Source organism: Amycolatopsis sp. NPDC058986, assembly GCF_042741125.1.
Lineage (GTDB): Bacteria > Actinomycetota > Actinomycetes > Mycobacteriales > Pseudonocardiaceae > Amycolatopsis.
Map to the genome: position 1 here is coordinate 9,079 of NZ_JBHYJW010000003.1, position 15,060 is coordinate 24,138.

At 70.8% G+C, this 15,060-nt stretch carries 12 protein-coding genes; 7 read left to right on the forward strand and 5 right to left on the reverse strand.

The window, feature by feature from the left end:
• The first annotated feature begins 180 nt into the window (after positions 1-180).
• A complete protein-coding gene (gene mshC / locus ACFW0G_RS03650; protein ID WP_378323148.1) occupies positions 181-1,419 on the forward strand; it encodes a cysteine--1-D-myo-inosityl 2-amino-2-deoxy-alpha-D-glucopyranoside ligase in 1,239 nt (412 codons plus the stop codon).
• 160 nt (positions 1,420-1,579) lie between these two features.
• On the opposite strand, the gene ACFW0G_RS03655 is transcribed toward mshC, so the two are convergent.
• From ACFW0G_RS03655 to ACFW0G_RS03665, 3 genes are all read right to left on the reverse strand, one after another.
• Complete coding sequence (locus ACFW0G_RS03655) at positions 1,580-2,335, reverse strand: class I SAM-dependent methyltransferase (RefSeq protein WP_378323149.1); 756 nt, start codon at positions 2,333-2,335, stop codon at positions 1,580-1,582.
• A 130-nt stretch (positions 2,336-2,465) separates the two neighbouring features.
• Complete coding sequence (locus tag ACFW0G_RS03660; RefSeq protein WP_378323151.1) at positions 2,466-4,091, reverse strand: ABC-F family ATP-binding cassette domain-containing protein; 1,626 nt, start codon at positions 4,089-4,091, stop codon at positions 2,466-2,468.
• Between the two features lie 157 nt (positions 4,092-4,248).
• The gene (locus ACFW0G_RS03665; RefSeq protein ID WP_378323152.1) at positions 4,249-4,737 is read right to left on the reverse strand and encodes a MarR family winged helix-turn-helix transcriptional regulator; all 489 of its coding nucleotides are present in this window, start codon (positions 4,735-4,737) and stop codon (positions 4,249-4,251) included.
• 151 nt (positions 4,738-4,888) lie between these two features.
• Between ACFW0G_RS03665 and ACFW0G_RS03670 the strand changes: the two genes are divergently transcribed.
• On the forward strand, positions 4,889-5,473 hold the full coding sequence (locus ACFW0G_RS03670) for an ArsR/SmtB family transcription factor (protein ID WP_378323153.1): 585 nt from the start codon (positions 4,889-4,891) through the stop codon (positions 5,471-5,473).
• Positions 5,470-6,756, forward strand: a complete 1,287-nt coding sequence (locus ACFW0G_RS03675) for an MFS transporter (RefSeq protein WP_378323154.1) — start codon at positions 5,470-5,472, stop codon at positions 6,754-6,756. Before ACFW0G_RS03670 ends, ACFW0G_RS03675 begins: the two co-directional genes overlap by 4 nt.
• Here the strand turns inward: ACFW0G_RS03675 and ACFW0G_RS03680 are convergent.
• Entirely contained in the window at positions 6,656-7,321 is a 666-nt protein-coding gene (locus ACFW0G_RS03680; protein WP_378323156.1) for a class I SAM-dependent DNA methyltransferase, read from the reverse strand. The genes ACFW0G_RS03675 and ACFW0G_RS03680 overlap by 101 nt on opposite strands.
• A 103-nt stretch (positions 7,322-7,424) precedes the next feature.
• Here ACFW0G_RS03680 and ACFW0G_RS03685 point away from each other — a divergent pair, with 103 nt between their 5' ends.
• Positions 7,425-8,258: a metallophosphoesterase family protein gene (locus ACFW0G_RS03685; protein WP_378323157.1), complete on the forward strand. Its 834-nt coding sequence runs from the start codon at positions 7,425-7,427 to the stop codon at positions 8,256-8,258.
• Positions 8,259-8,274: 16 nt separating this feature from the next.
• Here the strand turns inward: ACFW0G_RS03685 and ACFW0G_RS03690 are convergent, their stop codons facing one another.
• Positions 8,275-9,195, reverse strand: a complete 921-nt coding sequence (locus ACFW0G_RS03690; protein WP_378323158.1) for a PAC2 family protein — start codon at positions 9,193-9,195, stop codon at positions 8,275-8,277.
• 39 nt (positions 9,196-9,234) lie between these two features.
• On the opposite strand from ACFW0G_RS03690, the gene metH reads away from it, so the two are divergent.
• The 3 genes from metH (at position 9,235) to ACFW0G_RS03705 (ending at position 15,035) form a co-directional block, all read left to right on the forward strand.
• The gene (gene metH, locus ACFW0G_RS03695; protein WP_378323159.1) at positions 9,235-12,801 is read left to right on the forward strand and encodes a methionine synthase; all 3,567 of its coding nucleotides are present in this window, start codon (positions 9,235-9,237) and stop codon (positions 12,799-12,801) included.
• Positions 12,802-12,818: 17 nt separating this feature from the next.
• A complete protein-coding gene (locus ACFW0G_RS03700; RefSeq protein WP_378323160.1) occupies positions 12,819-13,499 on the forward strand; it encodes an HAD family hydrolase in 681 nt (226 codons plus the stop codon).
• A 69-nt stretch (positions 13,500-13,568) separates the two neighbouring features.
• The gene (locus tag ACFW0G_RS03705; RefSeq protein WP_378323161.1) at positions 13,569-15,035 is read left to right on the forward strand and encodes a DNA-3-methyladenine glycosylase 2 family protein; all 1,467 of its coding nucleotides are present in this window, start codon (positions 13,569-13,571) and stop codon (positions 15,033-15,035) included.
• Positions 15,036-15,060 lie beyond the last annotated feature (25 nt).

A 15,060-nucleotide genomic window follows, 5' to 3' on the forward strand; every position in this document is an offset into this window, starting at 1 on the left:
GCGCCGGCCCGGCGGCGGGGTAGCGGCGTTTGCGGGGGGCCCGCTTCCGGGGCCCCCGGGCCCCGCGCCCCCCGATCGGCGGGTGCCGGACGGTCGCTGGGGACCGTCCGCCACTGCTCCGGTCGTGATGTTTTCCCACCGGGCGAGAGGCACTCGGCGGCGATGCTTAGAGTCGAGGGTATGCAGACTTGGTCATCGGTCGACGTGCCCCGCATCCCGGGTACCCCTCGTCCGCTGCGGCTCCACGACACCGCGACCGGGCAGACCCGCCCGACCGCGCCGGGGGAGACCGCTCGGATGTACGTGTGCGGTATCACCCCCTACGACGCGACCCACCTGGGGCACGCCGCGACGTATCTGGCATTCGACCTGGTCAACCGCCTGTGGCGGGACGCGGGGCACGAGGTCCACTACGTGCAGAACGTCACCGACATCGACGAGCCGCTGCTGGAGCGCGCGGAGCGGGACTCCGACGACTGGATCGTGCTCGGCATGCGCGAGACGGCACTGTTCCGGGAGGACATGGAGGCGCTGCGGGTCATCCCGCCGCGCGAGTTCGTCGGCGCGGTCGAGAGCATCCCGGAGATCGTCGAGGTGATCGCGAAGCTGCTCGCCAACGGCAGCGCTTATCGCGCCGACGACCCGGAGTATCCCGACATCTACTTCGACCACACCGCGACCGGGCGTTTCGGCTACGAGTCGAACTACGACGCCGAGACGATGGCGAAGTTCTTCGCCGAGCGCGGTGGCGACCCGGAGCGGCCGGGCAAGCGGCATCCGCTCGACGCGCTGCTGTGGCGCTCCGTGCGGCCCGGTGAACCGTCGTGGGAGTCCGAACTGGGCGAGGGCAGGCCCGGCTGGCACATCGAGTGCAGCGCGATCGCCGTCAACCGGCTGGGGCTCGGCTTCGACGTCCAGGGCGGCGGCTCGGACCTGGTGTTCCCGCACCACGAGTTCAGCGCCGCGCACGCCGAGGCGGTGGCCGGGGACGGGCCGTTCGCACGGCACTACGTGCACGCCGGGATGATCGGCCTCGACGGCGAGAAGATGTCGAAGTCGCGCGGGAACCTGGTCTTCGTCTCGCGGCTGCGCGCCGACGGCGTGGACGCCGGGGCGATCCGGCTCGCGCTGTTCGCGGGGCACTACCGCGCCGACCGGCCGTGGACCGCGGAGCTGCTGACCGAGGCCGAGGCCCGGCTCGCGCGCTGGCGGGAAGCGGTTTCTCTGCCTACAGGCCCGGACGCCGCCGACACCATCGACCGCCTCCGTGACCGCCTCGCCGACGACCTCGACACCCCGAAGGCACTGGCCGCCGTGGATGCCTGGGTGACCGCCGCGTTGCGTCGCGACGGCACCGACCGGGAGGCGCCGGGGCAGCTCAAGGCTGCCGTCGACGCCCTCCTCGGCATCGTGCTCTGACCGCGGACACGCTGTGTTGCCGCATTTCCCGGCAACACAGCGTGTATAACGCCCTATACGGCCCGTCGATCAGCGAAATTTCCTCGCAGAGTACGGAAATCTCGCACGGACAAGAAGCCGCCGAGAGCGCCCTGAAGGCCATACGGGTTGGGGGACATTGTCAGTCGGCCTGGAGGACGAAGAACAGGAAGCCCAGGAAGGCTCCGGAGGGCAGGTGTGCGAGTTCGTCGGGGAAGAGTTCGCGGGCGTCTGGTGCGGGGTGCGGTTCGCTGATGACGGCGATGCGGAAGCCGGCTGCGGTGAAGGCGTCGGTCATCGCGTGCAGTGGCCGGTTCCAGAAGCTCATCCGGGTGGTCCGGCCGCCGATGGTCCAGTCCTCGGTCCAGTTGTAGGTCGCGAAGTAGTCGGGTGTGGCTCCGGCCTGGCGGTGCATGAGGTTGATCGCGAAGGGGTGGTCGACCGAGGCGATGAGCCGGCCGCCGGGTCGCAGCACGCGCCGTAGCTCGGCCAGCGTCGGTCCCCAGTCGCGCAGGTAGTGCAGCACCAGGGACGCCACGACGTCATCGAAGGTTTCGTCGGGAAAGGGCAGCAGGTCGGCAAGGTCGGCCACCCGGAGGTCCGCCTCGGCACCGAGCCGCTGCCGGGCCTGCCGCAGCATCCCGGCGCTCGCGTCGATACCGGTCACGTCAGCGCCGCGGTCGCGTAGCGCGGCGAACAGGGGGCCTGATCCGCAGCCGGCGTCGAGGATCCGCCGGCCGGTCACCTCGCCGGCGAGCTCCAGCATCGCGGGCCGCTCGTAGTAGGCGTTCATCAGGCTGGTCTCGTTCTCGGCCGAGTACCCCTTGGCCAAGCTGTCGTAGTCGTTCACCCGAGACGGCCGGCCGGGCTCCACGTGATTCTCGGACACGGTAGGCATGCAGGCCATGCTGGCTTACCAAGCTCGGGCGTCGCCACCCAGACGAGCCGTCCTGGTGGCTTGGTCGTGCCGTGGGGGTCTCCTTGCGGGCCCAAGGAGACCCCCACGGACTTGGTCTTCGGGGCATCGCCTACGCGACCTTGCCTTCGGCGAGCTCGAGCCGGTCACCGGTCCAGCCCCGGCGCAGCCAGCGGTCGTGCGAGGCGATCACCACCGCGCCCGGCGCCGAGCCCAGCGCGGCGAACAACTCCTCGGCCAGTGCCAGCGAGATGTGGTTCGTCGGCTCGTCGAGCAGGAGCACGTCCGGTGGCTGGGCGAGCAGCACAGCGAGCGCGAGGCGGCGACGCTGACCGACCGAGAGCGCGCCGACCGGCCGCCCGAGATCGCGGGAGGCGAGCAGGCCGAGACGGCTCATCGGCGGAGCCTCCTCGCCCAGCGCCTCCCGGTACACCTGATGCGCGGTCTTGGCCGGATCGTCGAACTCGACGTCCTGATCGAGCATCCCGACCCGCACCCCGTGTCCCAAGTGGACGGTCCCGCTCGCGGGCGCGAGCCGTCCCGCGAGTACGGACAGCAGCGTCGACTTGCCGGCGCCGTTGCCGCCGGTGACGAGCAGCCGGGCCGCCCCGGTGACGTCGAGCCGTGGCACGCTGAGCCGTCCGGGGACCTCCAGTTCCCGGATCGAGATCGCGGGACCGTCCCCGGTGGCCCCGCCGGTCAGCGCGGCGGCGAAGCGCAGGGGAGCGGGCGGTTTGCGGACCTGATCACGTTCCAGCTCCTCGAGTCGTTGCTGGGCGTCGCGCACCCGGCGGGCGATCGTCTTCTGGACGCGCGCGCCCTTGAAGTGGTGGATGAACTTGTCGTTGTCCCTCGGGCCTCGGCCGTACGCGACGTTTCGCGCGGTGACGGCGACAGTCTCGCGAAGCTCTTTGAGCTCCTCCTGTTCCTCGGCGTACCGCTGCTCCCACCGGGCGCGTTCGGCCCGTTTCTGCCGGAGGTAGGCGGAGTACGAGCCGCCGTAGCGCGTCGCGCCGCCCGCCAGGCGATCCGCCGGTGCCGGGTCGAGATCGACGATGTCCGTGCACACCGCGTCGAGGAACACCCGGTCGTGCGAGGACAGCACGACGACGCCGGTGAGTTCGGCGAGATGGCGTTCGAGGAACTCCATCGCGGCGTCGTCGAGGTGGTTCGTCGGTTCGTCCAGCAGCAGTGTCTCCGGACGGCGGACGAGCAGCGCGGCGAGCCCGAGCCGGGAGCGCTGGCCGCCGGACAGCGTGCCGAGTTCCCGCCGCGGGTCGATTCCGCCGAGTCCGAGCCCGTCGCAGACGAGTTCGGCACGCCGGTCGGCGTCCCACAGGTCATGGGCCTGCGCCCAGTCGAGCACCTGGCCGTATTCCTCGAGTACCGCTACGTCGTCGGGCCGCTCCGCCATCGCGGCGGTGAGTTCGTCGAGCCGCACGGTGGCCGCGCGGATCTCGGCGAGCGCGTCGTCGATGACGTCGGAGAACGCCGCTGTGGCGGGGAACGGCAACTCCTGGAGGAGGAAGCCGAGGTCGTCGCCGCGCCGGACGTCGCCGGAGCGTGGTTCTTCGAGCCCGGCGAGCAGCCGCAACAGCGTCGATTTCCCGGCGCCGTTCTCGCCGACGAGGCCCACGCGTTGCCCGGCGGAGGCGATGAGCGAGACGCCGTTGAGCACGACACGCGCGCCGTAGCCGAAGACGAGGTCGTTGGCCTGCAAGGAAAGCGTACGAGACATGGAGCATCACCGAGCCCTGGGTGGAATGCGGGAATCCCCACCGGGCGTCGTGGCGCACGGGAGCGTCGGCTCGACCGGGCGCGGCCTCGGAAGCGGGGAGGGGCGCGGTTCAGTTCCTCATAGTGCGATCAGCTTAACGCAACACTAGTAGAGTTAGTCAACTCGGTATGACGCGGGTCACGTGACCCGGCGACTCGCGCAGGCGCGTCGTCTCGCGTTCGGCGATCGCCCGGCCGTCGGCGAGGAACCCGAGCAGCGCGGTGAGCTGGCGGCGGTCGAAGCCGCCGAGCCGGTCGCCGAAGAACCGGGCCAGCGGGGCGTACAGCTCGGCGAGTTCGGCGAGCCGATCCGGGAGTGGCCGCACGGCGAGCCTGCGCCGGTCCGCCGGATCCGGGACGCGTTCGACGAGCCGGGCGCGCTCCATGCGGTCCAGCATGCGGGTGAAGGCGCCGGTGGTCATGCCGAGCAGGCCCGCGAGTTCGGTCGGGGAGTCCGAAACGCCGCCGCTGACCAGGTGGAGGCAGTGCAGTTCGGTGGCGGTCACCCCGAGGCGCTCGGCGACGGCCGCGTGGAACCGCACGGTGGAGCTGAGGAAGTGGGGGAGCGCCAGCGCGGCGGCTGTGGCGAGTTCTCGCTGGTCGGGCACGGGCGGCGTCCAAAGCAGTAGCGAATGGGAGCAGTCGCTGCCCTGTGCAGTGACTGACAAGTCAAGGGTATCGGAAGCCGTTGACACTCCGCAGATCGGCTGCAATTCTGAAAGAAGACTTTCGAAATAAAGCTTTCACAAGGGGGGATCGATGACTCGGCTGCCACCGCGCAAGCGGATCGAGGACGTGGAGCTGATGCGGGCGCTGGCCCATCCGTTGCGCTCGGCCGTCCTGGATCACCTGATGGCCATGGGCCCGCGCACGGCGAGCGAGTGCGCGACCGCGGTCGGGTCCACGGCGTCGAACTGCAGCTGGCACCTTCGTCGGCTCGCGCAGCACGGCCTGGTGGAACGGGCCGAAGCCGAGGACGGCCGCGAACGTCCGTGGCGGGCCTGCCAGGTCGGCCTCGATCTCGGGGAACCGGCCGATCCGGCGTCGCGGCGGGCCCGGCTCGCCGTCGTCGGCACGGCGCTCGCGCGCGAGCAGGAGCTGACCCGGCGATTCCTGGACACCGTGGACGAACTGGAGCCGGAGTGGCGGGACGCGAGTGGCCTCAGCACCTACGCGCTGCGGGTGACACCGGCGGAGCTGGCCCGGCTGGCGGACGCGATCGACGCACTGGTCCGGCCGTACGTCGGAACGATCAGGACCGATGCGCCGGAGGACGCGCGTCCGGTGCACGTCGGCTTGCGGGCCTTCCCCCGCATCGCGCCCGACGGACGGCCGGGCGCGTGAAGGGGCCGCTGGGGGAGCCGGGTTTCGGAAGGCTGTGGGTGGCGGCGTTCTTCGCCGAGAGCGCCGAGTGGATGCTCCAGGTCGCGCTGCCGGTCCAGCTGTTCCGGACCACCGGTTCGGCGACGTCGACGGCGTTGAGCATCGTGCTCGGCATGCTGCCGATGGTGCTGCTGAGCCCCATCGCGGGGGTGGTCGCGGATCGGTGGGACCGGCGGCTGGTCATGAGCGCGGTCGCGGTGGGCCAGGCGATCGTCGTGCTGCCGCTGCTGGCGTTCTCCGGGGCGCCGGTCGTGTACGTGGTGATGGCGGCGCAAGCGGGGCTGGCCTCGGCGTTCGAACCGGCGCGCAGCGCGCTGGTACCGCAGCTCGTCGGCGTCGCCGACGTCACCGCGGCGAACGGCCTGATGAGTGTCAACGGGAACGTCGCGCGGCTGGCCGGAGGCTGGCTCGGTGGTGCGCTGCTCGGTGCCTCCGGCCTCGGCACGGTGGTGCTCGGCTACGTCGCTGCCCTCGCGGCGGCGGTGCTCTTGCTGCTCAAACCGTTCGGCCGTAAGGAAAACACCCCACACGTCGGTGCTCGCGAGCCGGTGCTCCGAGCCTGGGTGGACGGTCTCCGGGAGCTGGCCCGGCACCGGCGGCTGCGACCGGTCGGCGCGGCTTTGGTGTTCGGATCGGTGGCCCAGGGCATGTTCCTGGTGCTCTTCGTGGTCTATGTGCTCGACACCCTGGGCGGCAGCGAAGCCGACGCCGGTCTGCTGCGCGGCGTCCAGGCGATCGGGGGACTGGTCGCGGGGCTCGCATTGGCGACGATCGCCCGCCGGATCGCGCCCGCCGCGTTGCTGGGCTGGGGCGCGCTGGCGATGGGCGCGCTGTCCGCGGTGATCTGGAATCTCGCCGCGGTGACGACGGTGATCGGGGCGTACGTGGGGCTGTTCATGGCCGTGGGCGCACCGGCGGTCCTGATCGGCGCGGGGCAGCTCGCCGAGGTCCAGAGCGTCGTGCCCCGAGAGCGGGCCGGCCGCGTGCTCAGCACGGTGTTCGCCGTGGTCGCCGCCGGGGCGTCGGTGGGCGCGCTGCTCACGGGCGCGTTGATCCCCGTGCTCGGCTCAGCGGTTTTGCTCGACGCGCAAGCGGGTCTCTACCTCCTGGCGGGCCTGATCGTGCTCGTCGCGCGCCGGAAACCTATCCGGGAGTATCGGTCGGCGCTCCTCGGAGGCGGGCGAAAAGCAGGGCCTGCGGGACGTCCTCGTCCGGGTCGAGCAGCAGCTGGGCTTCGACGGTGAATCCGGCGTCACGCAGCCAGGCCGCCACCTGCCCAGGTTGTCGGCGGTGGACCTGGACCTTCATGGGATGCCCGCCGTAGCCCGTGGTTTTCAGCCGGACCTCGCGACCGACGTGAAAGCCGATGAGCAGCGGCCCGCCGTGGCGCAGCACCCGCCGGAAGTGCCCGAAAACCGAGGGCACCACGCTGTCGGGCAGGTGAATCAGCGACCACCAGGCGAGGAGACCGGCGACCGAACCGTCGGCGAGATCCAGGTCGGTCATCGACCCCACCTCGAACCGGAGGCCGGGATGATCACGCCGCGCCACTTCGATCATCGCGGGCGAGAGGTCGATGCCGAAGGCGTCGATGCCCAGCCCGGCCAGATGGGCGGTGACGTGCCCCGGTCCGCAGCCCATATCCGCCACCGGTCCGTCCCCTGCCGCTCGCACGGCGTCGGCGAACAGGGCCAGCGCCGCCCGCAAATACGGCGCGCTTTCGACAACGCCACGTAGCTGATCGGCGTAACTGACGGCGACCGTGTCGTAGGACGTCCGCGTGTCCGCCAGCCAGCCATCCGCGTCCATGTCCGACACCCTAGGGGCGAGCAGGACCACGTTCGCGGTCTTTCAGGGTGTGCGATTCGTCGTTCACCGTCGCGTCCGGCGCCGGGATGGTTAACGTGGTGGAGTGCCACATCTCTTCGCCACCAGCGACCTCCACGTGACCCATGAGGGCAACGCCCCGATCGTCGACGATGTCGTGCCGGAATCCCCGGACGACTGGCTGCTGGTCGCGGGGGACGTCGCGGAACGGGCCGAGTCGGTCATCGAGACGTTGCGCGTGCTGCGGGAGCGGTTCGCGAAGGTGATCTGGACGCCGGGGAACCACGAGCTGTGGACCACCGGCAAGGACGAATGCCAGCTGCGGGGCCAGGCGCGGTACGAGCACCTGGTCGAGCGCTGCCGCGCGATCGACGTCCTCACCCCGGAGGACGAGTACCCGGTGTGGCGGCACGCGGCACGCCCGCTCACGATCGCTCCGCTGTTCGTGCTCTACGACTACAGCTGGCGCACGCCCGCCGCCGAGGGGAAGTCACTGGAGGTCGCGCTGCAGCAGGCCCGCGACGCCGGGGTGGTCTGCACGGACGAGTACTTCCTTCACCCCGACCCCTACCCGACACGCCAGGCCTGGTGCGCGGACCGGCTCAAGACCAGCGTCGAGCGGCTCGACGCGATCCCGGCCGAGCACGGCACGATCCTCATGTCGCACTGGCCGCTGCACCGGCACCCGACGGCACCGCTCTACTGGCCCGAGTTCGCGCTGTGGTGCGGCACGACGCGGACCGAGGACTGGCATCTGCGCTACCGCGCGGAGGTCGCCGTCTACGGGCACCTGCACATCCCGCGCACGACCGAGGCGGACGGTGTCCGGTTCGAGGAGGTGTCGCTCGGCTACCCGCGGGAATGGCGCAAACGGGCCCGTGGCCCGGTCCCGTTGCGCCGCGTCCTCTGGCCGTCCTGATGCCTGGCGGTACCGCTCAGCGCAGGCCGGGGCCGTCCTGTCCCGGCCTGCGGCGGCGCAGGTAGCGCTCGAACTCGGCGGCGATCTTGTCGCCACTGACGTCTTCCAGCGTGAATTCGCTTTCCGCGTCGCCGCGTTCCTCCAGCCCTCGGACGTACTCGCTGATCTCCTCGTCCTCGTCGGCCATCTCGGTGACCGTGCGCTGCCACTCCTCGGACTGCTCCGGGAGCGCGCCGAGCGGGATCTCGACGTCGAGGACGTCCTCGAGCTTGCGCAGCAGCGCCAGGGTGGCCTTCGGCGACGGCGGGTGCGAGACGTAGTGGGGGACCGCGGCCCAGATGGACACCGCCGGGATGCCCGCCTGGACGCAGTAGTCCTGCAGTACCCCGGTGATGCCGACCGGGCCCTGGTAGTTGTTCAGGTCGAGGTGGAACAGGGACGCGGTCTCCTTGTCGTACGCGGTCCCGGTGACCGGCACGGGCCGGGTGTGCGCGGTGTCGGCGAGCAGCGCGCCGAGCGTGACGACCACGGCGACGTCGAGCTGCTGGATGTGTTCGAGCAGCTCGGCGCAGAACGCCCGCCAGCGCATGTTCGGCTCGGGCCCCTGTACCAGGATGACGTCCCGGTCGAGGCCGTCCGGCCGGCACACCGACAGGCGCGTGGTGGGCCAGTCGATCCGCCGGGTGACGCCGTCCACCATGCGGACGGTGGGCCTGCTGACCTGGTAGTCGTAGTAGTCGTCGGGGCTCAGCTCGGCCAGCGGCGTGGCGTCCCAGTTGAGCTGCAGATGCTCGACCGCCCTGCTGGCCGCGTCGCCCGCGTCGTTCCAGCCTTCGAAGGCGACGACCATCAGGGGGCGGTTCTCTTCGGCGCGATCGGGCTCCGGGGCGCTGCCCGGCTCATCAGGCCGCTGGGTTTCGTCGACGGGCTCACTCACTTGACCAGCCTACGACCCTCCCGCCGTACGCTGTTCAGCATGTCCGATCGCCTCTCCTCGCCGTTGCTCGACGCACTCCGCACCCGGATCCTGGTCGCCGATGGTGCGATGGGGACCGCGCTGCAGGCGCACGACCTCGGCCTGGACGATTTCGCAGGTCTCGAGGGGTGCAACGAGATACTGAATATCACCCGTCCGGATGTAGTCCGCGGTATCCATCGGGGATATTTGACGGCCGGCGCGGACGCTGTCGAGACGAACACGTTCGGTGCCAACTACGCGAACCTGGCCGAATACGACATCCCCGAGCGGATCTTCGAACTCGCCGAGGCAGGGGCCCGGCTCGCCCGCGAGGTGGCCGACGAGTTCTCGACGCCGGAGCGGCCGCGGTTCGTCCTCGGCTCCGTCGGTCCCGGCACCAAGTTGCCGACGCTGGGTCACGCCCCGTTCACCACGCTGCGTGACGCCTACTTCGAGGAGGTTCGCGGGCTGGTCGTGGGCGGCGCCGACGCGGTCATCGTCGAGACCACCCAGGACATCCTCCAGACGAAGGCCTCGATCATCGCCGCGCACCGCGCGATGGCCGCCGAGGGCAGGCGTATCCCGATCATCGCCTCGATCACCGTCGAGACCACCGGGACGATGCTGCTCGGCACCGAGGTCAACGCCGCGCTCGCCGCGCTGGAGCCGATGGGCATCGATCTCATCGGCCTGAACTGCGCCACCGGGCCCGCCGAGATGAGCGAACACCTGCGGCAGCTGTCCAAGCACGCGCGGGTGCCGTTGTCGGTCATGCCGAACGCGGGACTGCCCGAACTGGGGCCGAACGGCGCCGTGTACCCGCTGAGCCCGGAAGGTCTCGCCGAGGCGCTCACCGGGTTCGTCGGCGAGTTCGGCGTCGGGCTGGTCGGCGGCTGCTGCGGGACCACCGACGAGCACATCCGCCAGCTCGCCGAGGCGGTCGCCGAGCTGCGGCCTGCCGAGCGCCGCCCGCGCCCGGAGCCCGGCGTGTCCTCGCTGTACCAGGCCGTGCCGTTCCAGCAGGACGCCAGCGTGTTGATGATCGGCGAGCGGACCAACGCCAACGGCTCCAAGGCGTTCCGCCAGGCGATGCTCGACGGCCGCTTCGAGGACTGCGTCGAGATCGCCCGCGACCAGACGCGCGACGGCGCGCACCTGCTCGACCTGTGTGTCGACTACGTCGGCCGCGATGGCGAGGCCGACATGGCCGAGCTGGCCGGACGGCTCGCGACCGCGTCGACGCTGCCGATCATGCTCGACTCCACCGAGGTCGGCGTGCTGCGCGCGGGCCTGGAGCGTCTCGGTGGCCGGTGCGCGATCAACTCGGTGAACTACGAGGACGGCGACGGGCCGGAGTCGCGTTTCCAAAAGGTCATGGCGATGGCCAGGGAGTTCGGCGCCGCGGTGGTCGCGCTGACGATCGACGAGGAGGGTCAGGCCCGCACCGCGGCGAAGAAGGTCGAGATCGCCGCCCGGCTGATCGAGGACATGACCGGCAACTGGGGCCTGCGGCAGAGCGACATCATCATCGACACCCTGACCTTCACGATCTGCACCGGCCAGGAGGAGTCGCGCAAGGACGCGATCGAGACGATCGAGGCCATCCGCGAACTGAAGCGGCGCTACCCGGACGTGCAGACCACGCTGGGGCTGTCGAACGTCTCGTTCGGGCTCAACCCGGCCGCCCGGCAGGTGCTGAACTCGGTGTTCCTCCACGAATGCGTCCAGGCGGGCCTCGACACCGCGATCGTGCACGCGTCGAAGATCCTGCCGATGGCACGCATCCCGGACGAACAGCGCGCGGTCGCGCTCGACCTGGTCTACGACCGGCGCCGGGAGGGCTACGACCCGCTGCAGGAGCTGATGGCGTTGTTCGAGGGCGTCAGCACGGCGTCGTCGAAGGCCTCCCGCGCGGAGGAGCTGGCCGCGTTGCCGCTGTTCGAGCGGCTGGAACGGCGGATCGTCGACGGGGAGCGCAACGGGCTCGACGCCGACCTCGACGAGGCGCTGACGCAGCGGCCCGCGCTGGAGATCATCAACGACACGCTGCTGGCCGGGATGAAGACCGTCGGCGAGCTGTTCGGCTCCGGCCAGATGCAGCTGCCGTTCGTGCTGCAGTCGGCCGAGGTGATGAAGGCGGCGGTCGCGCACCTCGAACCGCACATGGAGAAGGACGACGACAGCGGCAAGGGCCGGATCGTCCTGGCGACCGTACGCGGGGACGTGCACGACATCGGCAAGAACCTCGTCGACATCATCCTGTCCAACAACGGGTACGAGGTGGTCAACCTCGGGATCAAGCAGCCGATCACCACGATCCTCGACGCGGCGGAGGAGGCCGGCGCCGACGCGATCGGCATGTCCGGGCTGCTGGTGAAGTCGACGGTGATCATGAAGGAGAACCTCGAGGAGATGAACTCCCGTGGCGTCTCCGCGCGCTGGCCCGTGCTGCTCGGCGGTGCCGCGCTCACCCGCTCGTATGTCGAGAACGATCTGACCGAGCTGTACCTCGGCGACGTCCGCTACGCCAGGGACGCCTTCGAAGGGCTGCGGCTGATGGACGCGATCATGGCCGCCAAACGCGGCGAGACACCGATCGTGGACGCGGAGGCGGAGAAGAAGCGTCAGGAGCGCAAGGAACGCCGGGAGCGGTCGCTGCGGATCGCCGAGGCGCGCAAGGCGAAGCAGGCCGAGCAGGAAGCGCTCGAAGAGCCGCCGCCCGCACGCTCCGACGTCGCCACGGACGTTCCGGTGCCGACACCGCCCTTCTGGGGCACCCGCGTGGTCAAGGGTGTCGCGCTGGCCGACTACGCGGCGATGCTCGACGAGCGCGCGACGTTCATGGGGCAGTGGGGGCTCAAGGGCGCCCGCGGCGGTGCCGGGCCGACCTACGAGGAGCTGGTCGAGACCGAGGGCAGGCCGCGACTGCGGTACTGGCTGGACAAGCTGACCGCGGACGGCGTCCTCGCGCACGCCGCGGTCGTCTACGGCTACTTCCCGTGCGTGGCCGACGGCGACGACGTCGTGGTGCTGACCGAGCCCCGGCCGGACGCGCCGGAGCGGACGCGCTTCACCTTCCCGCGTCAGCGCCGCGACCGGCGGCTGTGCCTGGCGGACTTCTACCGGCCGCGGGAACGGGCGCTGGAGGAGGGCGTGGTCGACGTCGTGCCGTTCACGCTGTGCACGATGGGCCAGCCGATCGCCGAGTACGCCAACGAGCTGTTCGGCGGGAACAACTACCGCGACTACCTCGAGGTGCACGGGCTCGGTGTGCAGCTCACCGAGGCGCTGGCGGAGTACTGGCACTGCCGGATCCGGCAGGAGCTGCGGTTCGCGAGCGGTACGGCGGTTGCCGAGGAGGATCCGGACGACGTCGAGGAGTTCTTCAAGCTCGGTTACCGGGGTGCCCGGTTCTCGCTCGGGTACGGGGCGTGCCCGAACCTGGAGGACCGTGCGAAGATCGTGGAGCTGCTGGAGCCGGGACGGATCGGCGTCAAGCTGTCCGAGGAGTTCCAGCTGCACCCGGAGCAGTCGACCGACGCGATCGTCTGCCACCACCCCGAAGCGAAGTATTTCAACACCTGACCCGAGAAGGGGGACCCGTGGCCTCACCGTCCACATCGGACGGACTCGCCGCCGTGTTGTGGGACATGGACGGCACGCTCGTCGATTCGGAAAAACTGTGGGACGTCGCACTCTACGAGGCGGCCGAATGGCTGGGCGGCACGCTCTCGGAAGAGCGGCGGATGACCCTCGTCGGGTCCAATATGGACGCCACCTCGACGTGCCTGCTCGAAGTGACCGGGAACACGGTGACACCGGAGAAGGTCGCGGAGACCAACGAGTGGATCCGCCGCCGCACGTCCGGGCTCTTCGACGACGCGCTGCCGTGGCGGCCGGGAGCGCGGGAAGCACTGGCGGCGCTGCGTTCCGCGGGTGTCCCGATGGCGCTGGTCACCTCGACCGAGCGCGAGCTGACCGACCTGGCGCTGAACACGATCGGACGCGAGTTCTTCGAGGTCACGGTGTGCGGGGACGAGGTGGACGGGCTGAACAAACCGCATCCCCGGCCCTACCTCAAGGCCGCCGGACTGCTCGGGGTGTCCCCGGTGCGGTGCATGGCGGTGGAGGACTCGCCCCCGGGCACGGAGTCGGCCGCCGCGGCGGGCTGCACCGTGCTCGTCGTGCCCAACGACGTCGAGGTCGAGCCGGGGGAGCGGCGGGTGTTCCGCGACTCCCTCGTCGGAGTGGACGCGGCGACGCTCGCCGCCCTGCTGCCCTGAGGCCGTGGCGCTCACGTAGATGTCGCATTTTCGCTAGCCCGCCGGTCGTGGGTCCGCGATGCTGGACGGGTGCATGAGGACTTCGAGCGGTGTGTGCGGGCGGTCCAGGCGAAGGACGCGCGGTTCGACGGATGGTTCTACACCGCCGTCACGACGACCCGGATCTACTGTCGTCCGAGCTGCCCGGTCGTGCCGCCGAAACCGGAGAACATGCGCTTCTACCCGAGCGCGGCGGCGGCGCAGCAGGCCGGATTCCGCGCCTGCAAACGGTGCCGTCCCGACGCCAGCCCCGGCTCTCCACAGTGGAACGAACGCGCCGATCTCGTCGCGCGGGCGATGCGCCTGATCGCGGACGGGATCGTCGACACCGACGGCGTCGGCGGGCTGGCGGCGCGCCTCGGCTACAGCGTCCGGCAGATCGAACGGCAGCTGATGGCCGAACTCGGCGCGGGGCCACTGGCACTGGCCAGGGCGCAGCGCGCGCAGACCGCGCGGATGCTCATCGAGACGACGAAACTGCCGATGGCCGAACTCGCGCTCGCCGCCGGCTTCGGCAGTATCCGGACGTTCAACGACACCGTCCGCGAGGTGTTCGCGTTGTCCCCGACGGAGCTGCGCGGCCGGGCTCGCGGCCGGACGGAACGGTCGGCGGGCACCCTCGCCCTGCGCCTGCCCTACCGCGCCCCGCTGTTCCCGGACAACCTGTTCGGCCACCTGGTCGCGACCGCGGTCCCCGGCGTCGAGGAGTGGCGTGACGGCGCCTATCGGCGCACGCTTCGGCTACCGCACGGGCACGGTGTCGTCGCCCTCCGCCCCGACGACGGCTTCATCGGCTGCCGCCTCACCCTGACCGATCTGCGGGACCTCGCGACCGCGATCAGCCGCTGCCGCCGCCTGCTCGACCTCGACGCGGACCCGATCGCCGTCGACGACCAGCTCGCGAAGGACCCGGTGCTCGCCCCGCTCGTGGCGGCCGCGCCCGGCCGTCGCGTCCCGCGGACCACCGACGGCGACGAGTTCGCCGTCCGGGCCGTACTGGGCCAGCAGGTTTCGACGGCGGCGGCCCGCACGCACGCGGCAAGGCTCGTCGTCGCGCACGGTCTGTCCATTGAGGACTCCGAGGGCGGGCTCACGCACCTGTTCCCAAACGCCGAAGCGTTCGCGGACCTCGACCCGGAGACGCTCGCGATGCCGAAGAGCCGTCGCCGCACCCTGCTCGCACTCATCGACGCACTGGCCTTCGGCGAACTCGACCTCGGTGCCGGAAGCGACTGGGGCAAGGCGAGGGCGGTGCTGTCCGCCCTGCCCGGGTTCGGCCCGTGGACGGTCGAAAGCATCGCGATGCGGTCGCTGGGCGACCCCGACGCCTTCCTCCCGACCGACCTCGGCGTGAAGAACGCGGGCGCCGCGCTCGGGCTCGGCAGCCCGGCGGCGATGACCGCGCACGCCGAATCGTGGCGTCCCTGGCGGGCCTACGCCACCCAGCACCTGTGGGCGACCGGCGATCACCCGATCAACCACCTGCCCGCCGCCTGACTTCGCTTACCCGGCAAGGAGAATC